Origin of the sequence: Streptomyces sp. LS1784, assembly GCF_020103755.1 — a bacterium.
In the GTDB taxonomy this organism is placed as follows: domain Bacteria; phylum Actinomycetota; class Actinomycetes; order Streptomycetales; family Streptomycetaceae; genus Kitasatospora.
The window spans coordinates 50670-69299 of record NZ_JAHSQD010000002.1; the positions used below are offsets into that span (position 1 = coordinate 50670).

Consider the following 18630-nt stretch of genomic DNA (forward strand, 5'->3'; position numbering starts at 1 on the left):
GAAGACCGGGGAAACCCTTTGAACAGCAGCAAGCATACGGAGCTGGCGAACCACGCCTGGTCCGTCGCCGACCTCCTGCGCGGTGACTACAAGCAGTCCGACTACGGAAAGGTGATCCTGCCCTTCACCGTCCTGCGGCGGCTGGAATGCGTACTCGCGCCGACCCGTGAGAAGGTCGCGGAGCGGGCCGCCGAGCTCGCTGGCCAGGAGCTGGACGAGGACCGCTTCCTGCGCAAGGCCTCCGGCCACTCCTTCTACAACAGGAGCTCCCTCACCCTGCGGAAGATCGCCGGCGACCCGCAGAACGCCGCGAAAAACCTGCAGCTCTACGTGGCCGCGTTCTCGGACAACGCCCGCGAGGTCCTGGAGAAGTACGAGTTCAACCAGCAGATCCGCAAGCTGGACAGCGCGAAGCTGATCTACCAGGTCATCGGCCGGTTCACCGACCTCGACCTGCGCCCCGAGGTCGTGTCCAACCACAACATGGGCTACATCTTCGAGGAGCTCATCCGACGCTTCGCGGAGCAGTCGAACGAAACCGCGGGTGAGCACTTCACCCCGCGCGAGGTCATCAAGCTGATGGTCAACCTGTTGGTGGGGCCCGACGCGGACGCACTGAGCCTGCCCGGCGTGGTGCGTACCGTACTCGACCCAGCCTGCGGCACCGGCGGCATGCTCAGCGCCGCCGAGGAGCACATCACCGCGCTCAACCCTGGCGCCGAGGTGGAGGCCTACGGTCAGGAGCTCAACCCCGAGTCCTGGGCCATCTGCCGGTCCGACCTGATGATCAAGGGCCAGGACCCCGACAACATCGCCTTCGGCAACTCCTTCAGCGACGACGGCCACAGGCGCGAGAAGTTCGACTACCTCCTCGCCAACCCACCGTTCGGTGTGGAGTGGAAGAAGGTCAAGGACGAGGTCGAGCACGAATTCGAGACCCTCGGCGACTCTGGGCGCTTTGGCGCCGGTCTGCCGCGGATCAACGACGGTTCGCTGCTCTTCCTGCAACACATGCTCTCGAAGATGAAGCCGGTCGACGTCAACGGAGGCGGCGGCTCCCGGGTCGCTATCGTCTTCAACGGCTCACCGCTCTTCTCGGGTGCGGCCGAGTCCGGCGAGTCCAACATCCGCCGGTGGATCCTGGAGAACGACTGGCTGGAGGCAATCGTCGCCCTGCCTGACCAACTCTTCTACAACACCGCTATCTCTACGTACTTTTGGATCCTCACCAACCGCAAGTCCGCCGACCATAAGGGCAAGGTCGTGCTGCTGGACGCGCGGGACTACTGGGTGAAGATGCGGAAGTCACTGGGCGACAAGCGCAAGGAGCTGAGCGAGCAGCACATTCGCGAGATCACCCGACTTTACGGGGAGGCCCTGCAGGCCGCCCGTGATCCGGAGCATCCTCTGCACGGCAAGGTCAAGGTCTTCAAGAACGAGGACTTCGGCTACCAGCGCATCACCGTCGACCGACCGCTCAAGCTGCGGTTCGAGGTCACGGAGGAGACCCTGACGGCACTGGCCGAGGCCAAGCCCGTCCAGAAGCTGGAGCACACAGACGACTTCGTCGCAGCGGTGCGAGTGCTGGATAGCCAGAGCTGGCAAACGAAGTCCGAGGCGTTCGTCGCACTCAAGGACGCGGTCGTAGCAGCCGGCCTGCTTTGGCCGACGAGCGCATCGTTCGCGAAGGCCGCGCGGGACGCAATCGGCGTCCGGGACACGGACGGCGAGGTCCAGATGATCAAGGGCTCACCGGAACCGGACACCGACCTGCGTGACTTCGAGAACGTTCCTCTGGACGAGGACGTTGAGGGCTACCTCGAGCGCGAGGTGCTGCCATACGTGCCGGATGCGTGGATCGACCACAGCAAGACGAAGATCGGGTACGAGATCCCGTTCACCCGGCACTTCTACGTTTACAAACCACCGAGGCCGCTCGCCGAGATCGACGCGGAACTGAAGTCACTGGAGGCCGAGATCCAGACGCTGATTGGGGAGGTGACGGAATGACAGCAGTGCGACTTCGTCACCTCGCTCAGGTTAATCCTCTGACTCCGGCATTTGACCGTCTAAACGATGAGGATCACCTGACATTCCTTCCCATGGAGGCTGTCTGGCCAGGCGATCGGCTGGACACCACGCGTCAACGGACCAAGGCTTCCGTCGCTACAGGCTACACACGCTTCCAGGACGGAGACGTTCTGGTTCCCAAAATTACGCCAACGTTTGAAGCTGGCCGCGCAATCCGCATCACTGGCCTCTTGGGAGGAGTTGGAGCTGGCACGACGGAGCTTCACGTAGTACGCCCGGGCCCGAGCATCGACCCGCGATTTCTGCTCCATGTCGTCAATACTCATAGTTTTCTCAAATTGGGCGAAGCGGAGATGTACGGTGTAGCTGGCCAGCAGCGCGTGCCGGACAGCTTCCTGCGGGACCTTCGGGTTGACCTGCCCAAGCTGGAAGAGCAGCGCAGGATCGCCGACTTCCTCGACGCCGAGACCTCGCGCATCGATGCTTTGGTGAGCACCGAGCAGAGGGTTCTCGACCGCCTTGCCGAGCGCAGGAAATCAGGCGTGGTCGCAGCCGTTTCAGGCATTGAGGAAGCTGATCGTCGCCAGTCCACACTCCCATGGCTCGAATCAATTCCAGAGAGCTGGCCAGAGGTCCGCATCGGCCTCTTGGCCCGCATGGGCAGTGGCCACACGCCCAGTCGATCACGACCTGAGTGGTGGATTGGCTGCGATATCCCGTGGATCACTACCGGCGAGGTCAAGCAGGTCCGTAATGACCGCATTGAGGAGCTCTACGAAACGCGCGAAAAGATTAGCAAGTTGGGGCTAGAGAACTCTTCCGCTGAATTGCATCCAGCTGGGACCGTATTCCTCTGCCGGACGGCTGCTTCGGCAGGATACTCTGGCATCATGGGTTTGGACATGGCCACAAGTCAGGACTTCGCGACGTGGACTTGCGGCCCAGACCTCAACTCGTATTACCTCTTGTGGTGTCTGCGGGCTATGCGACCAGACCTGCTGGGGCGCCTCGCTATGGGGTCCACGCATAAAACCATCTATGTGCCGGACCTTCAGATGCTGCGTATCCCGCTGCCGCCGCTCGAGAGCCAGATTAGGATCGTTAAGACGATTCGCGATCGGAATACTCGAATTGATGTCCTTGTAGACAAGGTCCGGCGCCAAATGAGCCTGCTCGCCGAGCGCCGCCAAGCCCTCATCACCGCAGCCGTCACCGGCCAGTTCGACGTGTCCACCGCATCCGGTCGAGGAGTTACGGAGTAAACGCCATGCCCCCGATCCACACCGAGGCCGCCTTCGGCGCGGCCATCGTCGCCGCGATGACCGAGCGCGGGTGGCGTGAGGCCCGGCCGGAGGACTACCGGGCCGAGCTCGGGCTGGACACCAAGGAGTTGTTCAGCTTCATCGGCAAGACCCAGGGTGACGAGTGGGAGGAGCTGGTCACCACCCAGTACGCCGGCGATCAGACCGAGGCGCAGCGCGGGTTCGCGAAGCGTCTCGGGCAGGCGATCGCCAGCGACGGGCTGCTCAAGGTGCTGCGCGAGGGCGTGAAGGACCGCAGCGTCCTTCTCCGGGTTGCGTACTTCCGCCCCAACCTGGTCGAGGACGACTCCGTCCTCGACGGCTACCGGGCCAACCACCTCACCGTCGTCCGTGAGCTGGAGTATGCGACGAAGCAGGCCGACCGGGGCAACCGGCTCGACCTGGCCCTCTTCCTCAACGGGATCCCGGTCGCCACCGCCGAGTTAAAGAACCCGCTGACCGGTCAGGGAGTCGACAAGGCCAAGAAGCAGTACCGTGAGAAGCGCGACCCCAGCGAGCTGATCTTCACGAGCCGCGTCGTCGCGAACTTCGCCGTCGATCCCGACCTGGTCTTCGTCGCGACCAAACTGCGCGGGCTGAAGACGCACTTCCTCCCGTTCAACACCGGCTCGGAGGGCCCGGGCGAGCCCGGCGGCAAGGGGAACCCCGTCCCCACCACGCCCGGCACCTACGCCACCTCCTACCTGTGGGAGCGGGTCTGGCAGCGCGACAACTGGCTGGATCTCCTCCAGCGGTTCGTTCATCTCCACAAGGAGAAGACGCCGGGCGGCGGCAGCACCCAGAAGCTGATCTTCCCCCGCTTCCACCAGTGGGACGTGGTGCGGAAGCTCACCGCCCACGCCGCCGTCCACGGGGCCGGGCACAACTACCTGGTCATGGCCTCCGCCGGATCGGGCAAGTCGAACACCATCGGCTGGCTCGCCCACCGGCTGAGCGACCTGCACACGCCCACCGATCCGGCCGGTCTGGACCCGGATGCTCTGGCGGCCGGCCTCAAGCCGGGTGTGCCGGTGTTCGACAAGGTCATTGTCATCACCGACCGCCGTAACCTGGACTCCCAGCTCCGGGAGACGGTCGGCAGCTTCGAGCAGACCGCCGGACTTGTTGTGAAGATCGACGAGAACCAGGGCGCGAAGGGCGCCCAGCTGGCGCGGGCGCTCTCCCGGGAGACCGGGAAGATCGTCACGGTCACCCTCCACTCGTTCCCGGCCCTGCTCAACTTCCTCAAGCAGAACCCGACCGAGATACAGGGCCACAACTTCGCCATCGTCGTGGACGAGGCTCATTCCTCCCAGTCGGGCGACGCGGCCACCGCCGTCCGGGCCGCCCTGCGCGACCTCGGCCTCGACGCGGACTCCGACGACAAGGGAGCCACCGAGGCCGCAAGCACCGAGGCCCCCGCGACCCTTCAGGAGCGCCTCAAGGACAAGGCCTCGCAGCGCTCCCACGCCGCGAACCTCTCCTACTTCGCGTTCACGGCGACGCCCAAGGCGAAGACCCTGGAGTTGTTCGGCACGCTCCAGGACGTCGATGGCGAGGCCAAGTACCGTCCTTTCCACACCTACTCGATGCGACAGGCGATCGAGGAGGGCTTCATCCTCGACCCGCTGCGCAACTACGTCACCTACGACACCTACTGGAAGCTGGTCAACAAGAACCCGGAGGAGCGCGAGGTCGACCCGAAGAAGGCGAACCCCCTGCTCGCCCGGTTCGCCTTGACGCACGACTACACCGTGGCCCAGCACGCCCAGGTGATCGTGGAGCACTTCCTCGCTCACACCCGCGGACGGCTCGGGGGTCGTGCCAAGGCGATGGTGGTGACGGCGTCCCGCCAGTCCGCCGTGCAGATGTCCCGTGCGATCAAGAGCTATCTCAAGGACCTCGGCTACGACGTCAAGTACCCGGACCTCGGTGTGCTGGTGGCGTTCTCCGGCTCTCTCACCTTCGAGGGCGAGGAGACGACCGAGCCCAAGGAGAACGACGGGCTGTCCGAGGGCGCGCTGCCCAAGGCCTTCGCCTACACCCGTGCCGACGACAAGGCCGTCCGTGCCGGCGGCCCGGGCAAGCCGGAGTACCGGATCCTGGTTGTTGCGGAGAAGTACCAGACCGGCTTCGACCAGCCGCTGCTGACGACCATGTACGTCAACAAGACGCTCACCGGTATCTCCGCCGTGCAGACGCTGTCGCGGCTGAACCGCACCGCCGAGCGCAAGACACAAGCGGACCTCGCAGTCATCGATTTCGTCAACGAGGCCGAGGACATCAAGGCTGCCTTCAGCCCGTACTTCCTGGAGGCCCGGACGTTCCCGTCCGACCCGAACCTGCTCTACGAGGCGCAGAGCCGGGTCATGTCCGCACCGATCCTCACCGCACGCGAGATGGACGAGTTCGCCGAGGCGTACTTCGCCGCGCAGGAAATGGCTGGCGGGTCCGCTACGAAGTGGGAGAAGCTGCACGCAGAGCTGTACCGGCTGCTCGCCCCGGCGGTGGTCCGCTTCGAGGCGCTGCTGAACAGTGAGGACGAGGACGACCAGAAGACGGCTGAGGACTTCCGCGCGAACCTGCACGACTACGTGCGCAAGTACGGCTTCCTGGCGCAGATCGTCCCGTACACCGACCCCGACCTGGAGCGGCTCCACCTGTACGGGCGGTATCTGCTCAATCGGCTGCCGCGCCGGGCCGACGGCGGTGTCGACATCGGGGAGGTGGACCTCAGCCACCTGCGGGTGGAGAAGACCGGCGAGTACGACGTGGGCCTGACCGTGGAAGAGCCGGCCCTGATCCGGAACGTCGGGGAGGGTGTGGGCGGCACGAAGGAGCAGGAGAAGTCCCTGCTGTCCGAGCTCATCGCTAAGTTCAACGACAAGTTCGGAACGGACTTCACCGAGCAGGACCTGCTGCCTGCCTTCAACGCGACCCTCGCCGAGACTGAGGTCCGCCAGGCGGCGGTCGTGAACGACGAGGACAACTTCGGCAAGGTCTTCGACCGGGTCTTCGCCGACAAGGTCGAGGACTACGTCGGCATCGTCACCGACCTCGGCAAGCGGTACTTCGCCCCTGACAAGGGGTTCCAGTCCAGTCTCAACCGCAGCGCTCGCCGCGCCGCCTGGCGCATGATCAGGCGCGAGGAGGGCGTGGACGACGCGGCCTGACACCGGCGGCACCACAGCCCGGCACGGTAGGCGGCCCACAACGGTCCGCCTACCGCGCCGGGGGGGCGCGTAAGAGCCTGGACCGGTGATCGCCACACACGCCACACTAGGTACGCGTCCCGGCACGTTCGAGCACCCGGAGTCGCAGCCGGCCGGTACCCGCACCGACCCGGACCGAACTGCTGCACCACACACCACAGCCATCGACCACGCACGCAGAAACGGGGGTAGCCGCGTGCCGGCGACCATGATCTCCGATCGCTACGAACTCCTGGACGAGCTTAACCACGGCGGTATGGGCGACGTCTGGCGCGGCTACGATGCCGTGCTCGACCGGCCCGTGGCGGTGAAGTTGATCCGACAGGCGGCGGTCACCTCGCCGCAGCTGGCCGAGGAACTGGCCAAGCGGTTCCGCCGGGAGGCGCGCATCACTGCACGCATCCAGCACCCCGGCGTGCCCCAGGTCTACGACGCGGTGCTGGACGACAGCTACGAGCGGCTGTTCCTGGTGATGGAACTCGTCGAGGGCGTGCCGCTCTCCGCCTACCTCCAGCCCAACCAGTCGCTGCCCGTCAGCTGGGCCGCAGCCGTCGCCGCCCAGGTTGCCACCGTGCTCTCCCACGCGCACGACGTCCCAGTGATCCACCGCGACCTCAAGCCGAGCAACACCCTCGTCGCCCGCGACGGCACGGTGAAGGTCCTCGACTTCGGCATCGCGGCGATCCTGCGGACGGATATCACCAAGCTCACCGCGACGGGCAGCCCCATCGGCACCCACCAGTACATGTCGCCGGAGCAGGTCCGCGGTGGGCGGATCACCCCGCAGACGGACCTGTACGCCCTCGGCTGCTTGCTGCATGAACTCCTCGCCGGCCGACCAGTCTTCGAGGGCAACGAGTACGCACTGATGCACCAGCACCTCACCGCCCCACCAATCCCACTGCGACTGCTCCGCGCCGATGTGCCCGAGCCGTTGGAGAAGCTCGTCCTTCACCTCCTGCGCAAGGCATCGGAGAGCCGCCCCGCCGACACCCAGGAGGTCTACGAGAGCCTCCTGCCCTTCCTGCCGGCAGCCGGCTCCGTGCCCACACAGGCCGAGGCTGGCCCCCTTGGAGCTCCGGACCCGACCCGCCTCTTCCGCCACCCCTACGCGCCCCGCTCCCGGGTGCAGAAGCCGCCCGCAATCGTCCGCACGCCCACCACGGTCGAACTCCAGCCGCTGCCCGTCCTGGAGCAGGTACGCGCCGCGATCAAGGAGGCGTATGCCCACTCGGATCTCCTCCTGGGCGACGAGCGGTTCGCCCAGGCAGTGGAGGTACTCGGCGCTATCATCGAACCGGCCGCCCACGCGCTCGGGACCGACAGCAAGGAGGTTCTCGGCCTGCGCGAACGGCGCGCCGTGATCCGCTTCCTCGGCGGCGACTACCGGGCCGCCCTGCCCGAGTTCGAGACCCTGGCCGCCGCCTTCGGCCGGACCGCTGGCCCCACCAGCACGTCCGCCCGCGAATGCCGGGCCCAGGCGGCCCGCTGCCGCGCCGAACTCGGTCAGGTCACCGAGGCTCTCCACGAACTTCAGGACGTGCTCGACACTGTCCGTGCGCTCGACGGCGACGTCAGCGAGGAAGCCATCGACCTTCGTCACGGCATCGCCGTTCTCCTCCTCGCACGGGGCAGTGTCGCCGAGGCCCTGCGACTCCTGGAGCCTCTTCAGGAGGACCTGGTCATGGTCTACGGCCCTGAGGACGAGTTGGTCCTGGAGGTGGTGGAAATGCTTGCCCGCATCCGCCTGGACCTGAACGGTCGCGCCCCTGACTGACCGCAGCGCCCTCAACCATCGGCCATCGCTCTGACGTGGTCCGCTGCTGGCGAGCCTGGTTCAGCTTCGCCCCCGACGCTTTGCCAGCGAGCAGGGCGTCGGGGCCTTACAGCGTGTCCATATGGTGATCAGGTCGTTGGATCGGTCATGGGAGTGGCGGGTGGGGCTGGACCGTTCCTGATGGCCTCTGGGATCCGGTGGAGCCGTTGCTGCCGGCGGTGCGGGTGCGGCCGCAGGGGCAGTGGGACCACGAACCTGGACGACGAGGCGATGTTCGCGGCGGTTGTCTACAAGCTGACGACCGGGTGCGCCTGGCGGCATCTGCCGCCGTGCTTCGGGCTGTCGAAGACGCTGTGCACCGCCGCTTCACGATCTGGACCAGGGACGGCCTGTGGCGTCGGCTGAGGCGGGTGATGCTGGAGCGCCTGGCCGCCGCGGACGTGCTCGATGTGTCGCGGCTGATCGTCGACTCGGTGCACGGCCGTGCGCGAAGGGGGATCGTACGGTCCCAGCCCCGTCGACAGGGGCAAGCCCAGCTCCAAGGTGTACGTCCTGTCCGACCGCAGCGGGCTGCCCCTCGTCGTCGGTATCTCCGCCGGCAACACCCACGACCAGCACGGACTGATCCCGCTCTGTCAGTTGCGTGCTGGCGCTTCGCCGTCGTCCGGTTCCTCAAGCTCGCCGAGAATTCGCCACGCTAGATCGGCGAGGGTCTCACCGGTTGCGGTAACCCATCGGGCTGTGCCCTGATTGGCGACAGGCCGTTGTTCCCACTCCGCGAGTTCCCACATCCGGGTGATCAGGCCGGACGGCGAATATTGCTTGCCATCGGCTGCCCAGAGGACCGGCTTGGTGCGGTGCTTGGTCCAGGTGGCCCGGCTGCGCTTCTCGTCCTGGGCCAGCCAGTCCTTCAGGGCCTCGGCTTCCAACGGGTAGGCCGTGGTGAGCGTGAGCGAGGCGCCTTCGTCAAGTACTCCCCGGTCGATGAGGACGTGCACAGCGTTGGGGCGACGGGGCTTGCGCTGTGCCGGGACTCGGCGGTACTTGTCGGGTGCTGGCAGGTCCCCGGGTGCGGCAGTGGCGTGTAGTACGCGGTCTGCGACCTCCCGACAGCGGGCGACGTCCGCGCACACGGCCCGAATCTGTGAGCGTTCGCCGTAGAGTTCGTCGATCGCTGCGGCAACCGCGGGCAGCAGGTCCTTCACCAGGCCGGGTACCTGTGCCACGGCAGCAGAAGCCCATTCCTGCGTGGGGTCCGGCTCGTCGATGGACTCGGTGTCAAGCCGGCGGAAGACGAGATGGGTGAGCAGGTAGAGACCCTGTTCGGTGAGCGCGGCACCTCGACCTTCATACCCCGGGCGCAGGGTGTGCAGGGTGCGGCGGACCTCCCGCAGGATCTGCACAGTGTTCCACAGCAGGTGAGCGCTGGGCTGAGGCCGGAACAGCACGTCGTAGATGCCCTGTGAACCCCGCTCCCACAGCACGTCGAGGGTAGTTGCCATCCTGGCCACGTATTGACTGTCGGGGTGGGCGCAGGCGAGCGCGCAGGCGGCTTCCACCACGGAGCAGCCGGAGTCCTCGGTGGGGTCCAGTTCGCTGCGCCGGACGCTGTACTCCAAACCGAGTTCGGCCCGCATCTCTTCCAGGATGGCGGCCTGAACCGGGTCGAGAGCGATGAAGTCGCGTGCTTCCACGCGGTTCTGCCGGTTGGTGGCCTGGGTAGTGCGCTTTGCGAATTCCGCAGCCTTGCCGGTCACGATGATCCTGACCCCCACCTGTGCGTCCGCGGCCGACTCATCGGCTGCGACGGCCTCGGCGACCGACCGGACAGTCTGGGCGCCATTGACCACGCTGGCATTGTGAAGGGTCAGGGTGATAGGGCGTGACTGGGGGTTCCGGATGGCCTGATTCGTCCTCTCCACCGACTCACAGAGCACCGTGACGCCGTTGTTGAAGTACCAGAACTTGGCAGGCTCCTCAGTGAGGGTGCCGATCAATTCGTTGTTGATCGGCGTTCTGCCGAGCGGATTGCGGATGTTCAGGTTGAACAGGTTTGCGCCATGGCCCATCCACTCAGCCACTTGCTCAGCCTCAACAACACCCTGGTACGACTCGTACGGAAGGCTGATGGCGAACCAAGGGAACAGATTGGCCGTGAGCTGGACCGGCTGGGGCGCCAGGTCGTCGCGCACGGAGGCCCAGACCTCGGGCGCCAGGATGATCCGGTGGTCCAGCACGTCCCCGTGGCGGTTGAACTCCCTCTCACCGTCGACGAGGGCGTGGCGGAATCCCTCGCTCACCTCATCGGCCCGCATGAGGACCGCGACCTGAGTGACCGGGGTCGGGCCCTTGGCCATGACAACCTTGGCGTGCTCAGCAAGCTGCCGCCCGCGCGGGTTGAACGCGGCGAAGTCCTCGTCGTCGATGAGCCGCAGTCCCGCAAGTAGCTCCCAGACCGTCTCCCGCTCGCCCTTGGCCTTGCCGTCCTTGCTCCACTTAGCCTGGACCAGATAGACGTGCGGGTCCGGGCCGTCCACCACGGCGATGGCGTCGATGCCCTTGTCGGCGATGCCATCGATCACCGTGAGCGCCGCTTCCTGCGGGCTGAAGCCGGTGACGATCCGGACAGCCTGGGCACAGAGGGCTCGCGAGAGCATGCGTTTCTCGAGGTCGTCGCCCGTCTTCCCGACCAGGTCGCTGCCGTCGATGAGTCCGGAGTCCACGTAGACGGCCTTCAGGGCCTGCCTCACCTGGCGGACCTGCAAGGCCACGTCTGGCTCGCCGCCCCCGGCGTGTTTGGTCGTCATGGTCGATCCCTCCCCGGGCCGCGACGGTTTGGTGCACGACTGGCCCGCAGCCCAAGATCCTCCCACGGCCAGTACGTGCCGCGCGGTGCGTTCACAGAATGGGGTTCGTGCACCCTGTGGGAGCGCTACGAAGTGAAACGCACAGAGTATGACTACAAGACCTTCCGCTACCGAGGTAGGCGACCTCACCTCGGCTGCCTGTCCATCCAACTGGAGGGCCTTGCTGGCCCACCTACGCACCGGGATTGGCAGCCTCGACCACGACGCGATCACGGCCATCGCCGTGGTCGCGACCAAGCGCAAACGCCGAAGCTTCCTGCAGAGATCCTTTCTGATGCCCTGCTACATCTGCAGCAGCAGAGACTGGCCAAGCCGGCCCCGGAGGACCCAACAGAAACGGCCGGCGAGATGGGTGCGCAAGATCGCAAACTTCTGGCAGTGCACCACAGCGGTCGGCAGATCGGGAGACGTAGCCTTGTTGTTGGGGACGAAGCAGGGACCACACCTGGTAGATCGATGCGCGCGAGCCTCGTCCTCCAACACGGACGGCGCGTTCCGTTCAGCGCACATCAGGCTGGATCGCGCATTGCCGGGCGACTGGGGGTCAAGGGGTCGCAGGTTCAAATCCTGTCGTCCCGACTGGGGTTCGCCCCATTGTCGCAGGTCAGAGGCCGTTTTCTCGTTCGCGAGGAAGCGGCCTCTGGCGTGCTCTGGGGCCTGCCTCTCACATTCGTCTCACGGTTTTCACGGTTCGACTCCGTGGGTGGAGGCTACTAGGCGCCGGGGGCTGGTGACTATTTGCGCTGTTCCTGCACGTATGTCCGATCTGTCGATCACTGCTATGGGCTCGCTGGTTGCTCGCCGTGATCGCATATTCTGGCTGAGACGTGCGCACTTGACGCTTCTGTCATCGATCAAGTGCGCGCCGATAGGTCCAGAGGCTGCCCAAGTGCCGGATGAGTCGGTGGATGATGAGGCGGCCGCAGCTAAGTTCGTCTCGCGACACGAGGTGCAGCCGCTCCTGGCGTGGCGTCAGGTGCCTGGGGTGGCGAAAATCCAGGGTCGGGCGGATGGCCTCGCCGTGGAGGGTGGCGGTGCTGATGACCGAAATGGTCTCGTCGCCGGTCGGGGCGCTGGTGACCATTAACCGCTGACGGGCTGCTGCGAGGCCACGGCGGTTGTTCCTACTCTGGGCCCAGATGTAGGTACGGAGCCCAGCGGGTCGGATCGTCAGGGGTCCTGCGGCGCGCCTCGAGTGCGGCGCTACGCAAGGCTGCGGCCGAGTCCTTCAGACGGAGGCCGCCGGAGCCCCGAGTCTCGAGCAGATGGTCATAGACGGCGCGGGTTAGGTCGACGGTGCTGGTGTCGTACACGGGCCACAGAGTGGCGATGACGTGCCGGTAGCCGGCGAGTTGCAGGGCGGATCCGACGCTGAGGCACTCGTCGAAGCCGTCGCCCGTGGAGCTGTAGGTGGCGCAGGCGGAAACGAACGTGAGTGCGCCGTCTGGGACGTCCGCAGCGGCGATCTGGCGGGCGGTCAACGGGCCGTCGTGGAGCAGGAGGCGCCCCCCGTCGTGGGTGTGCGGTGCGCGTTCGCCGTGGCAGGAGAAGTGGGTCCAGGCGTGGTCTTGCATGGCGGCGGTGACGGCATCGATAGTGGCGGCCTGTTCGGCGAGCAGATGGTGCTCGGGGCATCGGCGGGTGAGGTCGCCGATCTCCGCTTGGGCGCCCGGCAGGTCTCGCTGGTCGGGGGTGCTGGGCATCGCAACGATCAGCGGGCGCGGATCGGGCAGTACACCGATTCCGGGGCGGCTGCGCTGGTGTTGCAGCGCCCGCAGGGTCGGGGTGTAGGAGGAGGTGACACGGTCGAGGGCGCCGTCGTGGTGGTCCGCGTTCGGCGGATGGCCGGCTGCATGGAGGGGGAGGGCTGCCGCGGAGCCGGTCGGGCACCACCACAAGCGCGGAGCGCTAGCTGTGGGGTCGGCCGGCGCGGTGATCGCGAGGGCACGGAGGATCGGTGCGGTGACGGTCTCCCAGATCCGGGTGAAGGTCTTGGTGATGATGACGTGCGCCGGGCCGCGTGCCTGGGCTGCGGCTTGCGCGGTTCTGACGGCTTCCCGAAGGGTCTTGGCGTATCCGTCGACGTCGTCGCGGGTTAGTCCGGGCAGGGGGATCAGACCGAGGCCACGTGGGGTGATGGCGATCGCGTCGCACCGGTAGGAGCTGATGTTGACGATGACCACTGGGCCGAGTGCGCCTGCGTCCTGCAGGTCGACGAAACGTGGCGGGCGGAAGGCGTCCTCCAGGCCGGGGATCTGCCTGAGCTGGGCGACCAGCGCGTCGCGCTGCGCGGCAAGGGTGGTGCGGGTATCCATGGGCGACCGGTGGCTCGGGAGCGCGTAGTCCCGTTCGTCGGGCTGGCTTGAGACCGGCTGGGGCACGCGGGCGAGTGCGGTGCTGATTTCCCTCAGACGTTCGGCGTGCTCGGGCGCGCGGGCGTGGATGCGCTGGTAGGAGGTGTCGTCGTCGAGGGTCTGGGCGAGCAGGATTCCTCGGCCTTCTTCGAGGAGTTCCACCGCGCGCTCCAGGTCGCCGGACTCGATCGCCAGCGCAGCCGCGTCCTGTGGGAGGTGGGCCAGGCGCTGGAGGATCTCGGCTTGGGCTTCGTGATCCAGCCCGCTCCACGCTGCCTGGTCGATGAGCGAGACCGCCTGGGAGAAGGCTCTCAGCGCAGCGGGGGTGTCCCCAGACTCAGCTGTGGTGTAGCCGAGTTGCTCCGCGGCCTGGATGCGCATCAGTGTGGGGGCTTGGTCGTCGTCGGCTGCCTCCTGGTAGGCGGCCAGGGCCCCCGCACGGTCACCTGGGTTGCCGGTGAGGCCTGCGCGCAGGGTCAATGCCTCGGAGAGGACTTGAAGGCACTGGGCTCGCTGGGGATTCGGGGAGGGCAGGGCTTCCAGAGCCTCGGTACACACGGTGACCGCGCGATCGGCGTCGCCCACGTCCTTGGTCTGGTGGGCCCGGAGGGTGAGGCTGAGCGCCCAGTTGGCGATCCGCTTGCCGCGCTCGACATGACCAGCGGGGGTGGTTGCGACGGCTTCCTCGTGCAGCATGAGGGCTTCGGCTAGTGCCGTGTCATCGCCGCTGTGCTCGTAGTGGGTGTTGAGGTAGGCCCCGAGGTTCGACAGGTAGAAGCTGCGCTGGCCATGGGTGGCGGGGACCAGTGCAATCGCTTCGCGTACCGGGGCGGTGATCTGCCCGTACATGGACGGGTTGTCCCGGAAGGCGTGGTAGCGGGCGACGGATTGGGAGGAGAGCCTGGTCGGCCGGTTAGGATGCCCGACCGGGGTGGCGGCGATGCCTTCGTCGAACCTCCACAGCGCCTCGTGCAGGCTGTCGGAGTCCCTGATGTGCTGGTACCGCAGCACCAAAGCCCCTGCCAACCCGCACAGGCTCCGCGCATATTGGGGATGCTCCGCGGCGCCGTCGACGGTCGCGATGGCCTGCCGGAAGACGTCGATGGCCTCGTTCAACCACGCCAGCTCTCCGGTCGCCTCGAAACGCGTCTGCAGAGCCGTGGCCAGGCTCATCAGGCAGCGCGGACGGTCGAAATGCCCCGACTGAGCTGCTTCCAACGCCGCGCGGTGGCAGGCGATGGTTTCCTCGAGGACGGTGAGGTCTCCGGTGTGGTCGTAGCAGATGCCCAGGGCGACGCCCAGGTTGGAACGGAAGATGGACAGCGGCTCACTGGAGGACACCTCAGCCAATGCCTTGCGGTGGTAGGCCACTCCAGCTTCCAGTGCTGCCGCGTCCCCCGTCCACTCGAACAGGCTCACGCTCGCGGTTCCCAGCCCGGCCCAGCGCGTCGCCCGCTCTTCGTCAGCGTTCGTCGTGCGCCGTACGGCGCCCTTGTGGACGCCGACTGCTTCCCGCAGGTCCGCTACGCTTCCCGTAAGCGCGGCCCGGGCAGCCAGAGCACTCCCAAGATCGGTCAGGTGCTGTGCGTACTCGGCGTCCCGTCGGTCCGTGCACGAGCATGCGCCACGACGGGCTGCCACCGCTTCATCGGCCAGGGCCAGATCGCCGCAGTGCTCGGCCTTGCGCAACAGAGCCCAGCCGAGCGTTCCCAGTGTTCGCGCCTTCTCCAGACGCCGCTCAGGCTCAAGTACCCGCAGCTCCGCGCGCAACAGGTAGATCGCCTCATCGAGTGACTCCTCGCCGCCCTGGACCTCGAAGGAACGCACCAAAGCGCAGCAATAGTTGATCACCGCCGCCGCGCGCCGTGGATGTCCGGGCTGTAGCTCCATGGCTAGCTTCGCCCAGGCAGCTACCGCCTGGCCCAGCGCTGGCAGGCTTCCCTGGAGCCCGCGCTGAAGAAGCCTCCCGGCCACCTGCTCCTCGGCCGCCAGGAAGCGACCGACTCCCGGGTACGACATGGCACAGAGCCTATCCCTCCGCAGGCGACCGGTCGGCGGTGTGGCAGGGGCAAGACCACGAGCAGACGCGCTCCGCGCGCCCCACATGCAACGCCGGGTCCGTCGCCGCCCAACCGCGGTGCGCTGCATGCCCTGGCGCACCGTGCTCGCCGTGTCGACAACGGCTGAATCTTCACCCGTTGACGAGAGTGGAGTACGGGCCAACGTGGCCCACTGCTGGCGAGTTGGGGCGTATCCTTCTGTCTAGGTTGAGAGCTGTGACGGGAGGGACGGGCTCGTATCCGCTCCTTGCTATGAGTAGTGGGCAGCAGAGGTGCTAGGGGGAGACAGCGTGGAGATGCAGATCACGGTCGATACGCAGGGCGACGACGCAGCGGCACACGATCTGTACTACTGGCTCCGGCAGGATCGGGAACTCCGGCGTTGCGCGGAGGTCGAATTGGCACAAGCCCCTGACGTTTCTGACCGCATGAATGCGGGCGAGATCATTAACATGTTCGTCAGCAATGGTATCGCCGCCGCGAGCTTGTTGGTGAACATCGTGGTCGCCTGGCGAGCAGCTCGCCCTTCGCCGCCTGGGGCCGTTACCTTCGAACGTGACGGTATGACAGTAACCGTGCACGACGGGTCGGACGAAACCCTGCGCCGAGTCGCAGAACTGTTGGCTTCCGAGCCCTATGGCGGAGCCCCAGAGGCCACTGGCTCGGGGCAGTCGTCGACGTCGACGCCGTCGGTGTCAGGAAATTGGTGATGGGGCTGGCCGGCCCCGGCGGAACCCGTGTGGTGTTGATCGGTGCGGACGAATATCGAAACTTCCCGGACTTACCAGCGGTGCACAACAATATCGGCAGGCTTGCGGAGATCTTCAGATCCCCGCACATCGGGGGTCCACCTGCCGGACATTGCGTGACGGTACGTAATCCTGCCGGCGTCAAGGAAGTGCTCGATGCCGTCCATCAGGCAGCGAGTGAGGCGACGGACACGCTTGTGGTGTACTTCGCTGGCCACGGTATGCGGTCGCCCGATGGCTCTCTCTATCTCGCATTGGGGCATTCCGAGCAAGGCCGGAAGCTCTACGAGTCGGTGGCTTTCAACTACCTCCGTACCGAAGTGTTAGAAAGCGTGGCGTTCAGAAAGGTCGTGATCCTCGACTGTTGCTACAGCGGCGCCGCGCTGGAGGGGAACATGGGTGCGCTGGATGAGTTCGCGGATCAGACTGCCATCGAGGGCACCTACGTCATGACTGCCTCAGCTGCGACGCAGGCCGCCAGGGCTCCTGTGGGTGCGCATCTCACCGCGTTCACTGGTGAGCTCGTAACAGCCATTTCCGATGGCGTTCCAGATGCGCCCGACCCAATCGACATGAACTCCCTCTACCGGTACATCCGCGGCCGGCTGGAATCACGGGGCATGCCGGTACCCCAGCAACGGGCCGGCGACCAGGGGCACGCCATCGCGCTGTTCCGTAACAAGTGGAAGTCGCGTAGCCAGAATCCGACGCTCGCAGCACTGCGTGAAGAGTGGTTCCACGAGATCCAAGTAGGGCTGCTTTGGCACGTAAGGGATGTCCCGGCGCTTGGCAAGGGCCGACTCCGCAACGACTTTGGCGAGCTCGGGCTCATCGGCTCCCTGCTGATTGCGAGGATCGCTGTCCAGCTTGCCCGGGGCGAGAGCACGGCCAACATCCGGGACATGCTCGTCTCCAGTCCAGTTTTCACCGCGCCAGGCCCCGATATTGATGAACTCACCGAGCTCATCGCTGCAGTCCAGTTCAGGTTCGAGCGCGACGGGCTGGCCAATACGGTTGTGGCTCTTGACGGCCTGGGACTGCTCCCCTGGAGTCCGGAGAGCACGTACATGCTGCTGCTTGAATACTGGGCTGCCCAGCGAGGTCGTACGGTGCCTCGTACACGTGTGGAACGTGAACTTCACGAGCTGTGGGACACCGCGGACTCACGTGTCCTCGCAGCACACTCCTCGCTGCCAGCCTTCCCGCTGGAGGCGTACCCCGACCTGTGGGAGAGGTTGAAGGACGAGCCGGACTTCCGTGTCGGCAACGTCGATGCCTTGGCGCTCACCAAGCGTGGTGGCGGCGACCGTGCCTGGGAGCGGTGGATGTCCACCCGCCCCTGGAGCACTCTCAAGGCTCGCCACTTGGTTAGCCTCGGTGGAGATCTCGTCCGCTGCCAGGCTGCGCGGAGCGCCCTCAGCCGTCTCCTCGATCAGGCTCCTCCTGGCGATGAGTTCTGCGGGGTTCTCGAACGGGCCGAAAAGATCATCCAGGAGCAGTTGGAACACATCGGCCTGGCTGTGGAGGGCATGAGCGCCATCGAGTACGAGCTGCTACGCGAGCGCAGCCGGGACGAACACTTTCAAGATGGCTGCCTCGCCACGTTCGAGCAGCATCTCCTGAAGCAGTACCAGATCTTTTCCCTCCCTGATCACATAACAACACACGGCACCTGGGGACCTCTTCCTTGGTGGTCGATCGCCCTTCACGACGAACACGAACGACTGGCAGCGCAGGAGCTGCTCGTCCATGGCAGCATGCAGCTGAGCATCACGGTCAAGAGCCACGACGCTGACGAGCTTGTCATCACCTGCCAGGAGCCCGGGCCTGGATCCCCGCGAATCACAGCCCGATTCCGATTCGATCTCCGCGATGCTGTGCACGCCTGCGAGTTGCTACTTCTTGCCCGTCGGCAGTCCGTGGTGGTGGACTTCCTCGCCGAACACATCGATGAGTTGGGCGATTGCAAGGTTAACCTCATCGGCACGTTGCCTATCGATATAGGCGGCGACATCGGAGCTACACTCGCCGACATCGCAACCCGCGCCCTGCGCCGACTCATGCCAGGCGCATCAGGGCCTGCCCTCTACGATGATGTGGTCCCGTCGCTCGAAAGACTTCTGAAGTTAGCGCGACTCCCCCAGATCTGCCGCCATCCGAGGTAGCGACCGAGCCTGCTGAGGCCACGCGCGTCATGGCCGTCGGCTTGCTCGCGGCTCTCGAGAGACGAACACGCTCAAGCCCGGCCTCCAGGGATGAGACAGGAGGAAGCGCGCAGT

9 protein-coding genes are annotated in these 18630 nt (G+C 66.0%); 6 read left to right on the forward strand and 3 right to left on the reverse strand.

From position 1 onward, the window contains the following. The first annotated feature begins 18 nt into the window (after positions 1-18). From KS423_RS00670 to KS423_RS00685, 4 genes are all read left to right on the forward strand, one after another. Complete coding sequence (locus KS423_RS00670; RefSeq protein ID WP_224273543.1) at positions 19-2010, forward strand: class I SAM-dependent DNA methyltransferase; 1992 nt, start codon at positions 19-21, stop codon at positions 2008-2010. 92 nt (positions 2011-2102) lie between these two features. Continuing rightward, the gene (locus tag KS423_RS00675; RefSeq protein ID WP_224273482.1) at positions 2103-3293 is read left to right on the forward strand and encodes a restriction endonuclease subunit S; all 1191 of its coding nucleotides are present in this window, start codon (positions 2103-2105) and stop codon (positions 3291-3293) included. A 5-nt stretch (positions 3294-3298) separates the two neighbouring features. Continuing rightward, the gene (locus tag KS423_RS00680) at positions 3299-6505 is read left to right on the forward strand and encodes a type I restriction endonuclease subunit R (protein ID WP_224273490.1); all 3207 of its coding nucleotides are present in this window, start codon (positions 3299-3301) and stop codon (positions 6503-6505) included. A gap of 247 nt (positions 6506-6752) precedes the next feature. Then, complete coding sequence (locus KS423_RS00685; RefSeq protein ID WP_224273492.1) at positions 6753-8321, forward strand: serine/threonine-protein kinase; 1569 nt, start codon at positions 6753-6755, stop codon at positions 8319-8321. A gap of 635 nt (positions 8322-8956) precedes the next feature. On the opposite strand, the gene KS423_RS00695 is transcribed toward KS423_RS00685, so the two are convergent. The 3 genes from KS423_RS00695 to KS423_RS00705 form a co-directional block, all read right to left on the reverse strand. Beyond that, positions 8957-11128, reverse strand: a complete 2172-nt coding sequence (locus KS423_RS00695) for an AIPR family protein (protein ID WP_224273494.1) — start codon at positions 11126-11128, stop codon at positions 8957-8959. A 907-nt stretch (positions 11129-12035) separates the two neighbouring features. Then, a complete protein-coding gene (locus KS423_RS00700; RefSeq protein ID WP_224273502.1) occupies positions 12036-12272 on the reverse strand; it encodes a hypothetical protein in 237 nt (78 codons plus the stop codon). A 40-nt stretch (positions 12273-12312) separates the two neighbouring features. After that, on the reverse strand, positions 12313-15561 hold the full coding sequence (locus KS423_RS00705) for a CHAT domain-containing protein (RefSeq protein ID WP_224273504.1): 3249 nt from the start codon (positions 15559-15561) through the stop codon (positions 12313-12315). Positions 15562-15898: 337 nt separating this feature from the next. Between KS423_RS00705 and KS423_RS00710 the strand changes: the two genes are divergently transcribed. Together KS423_RS00710 and KS423_RS00715 are read left to right on the forward strand one after the other, a co-directional pair. Further along, positions 15899-16312: a hypothetical protein gene (locus KS423_RS00710; protein WP_224273552.1), complete on the forward strand. Its 414-nt coding sequence runs from the start codon at positions 15899-15901 to the stop codon at positions 16310-16312. Beyond that, positions 16312-18516 (forward strand): caspase family protein, encoded by a 2205-nt coding sequence (locus tag KS423_RS00715; RefSeq protein WP_224273506.1) that lies wholly within the window; start codon positions 16312-16314, stop codon positions 18514-18516. The genes KS423_RS00710 and KS423_RS00715 overlap by 1 nt, the downstream gene beginning before the upstream one ends. The last annotated feature ends 114 nt before the right edge of the window (positions 18517-18630 follow it).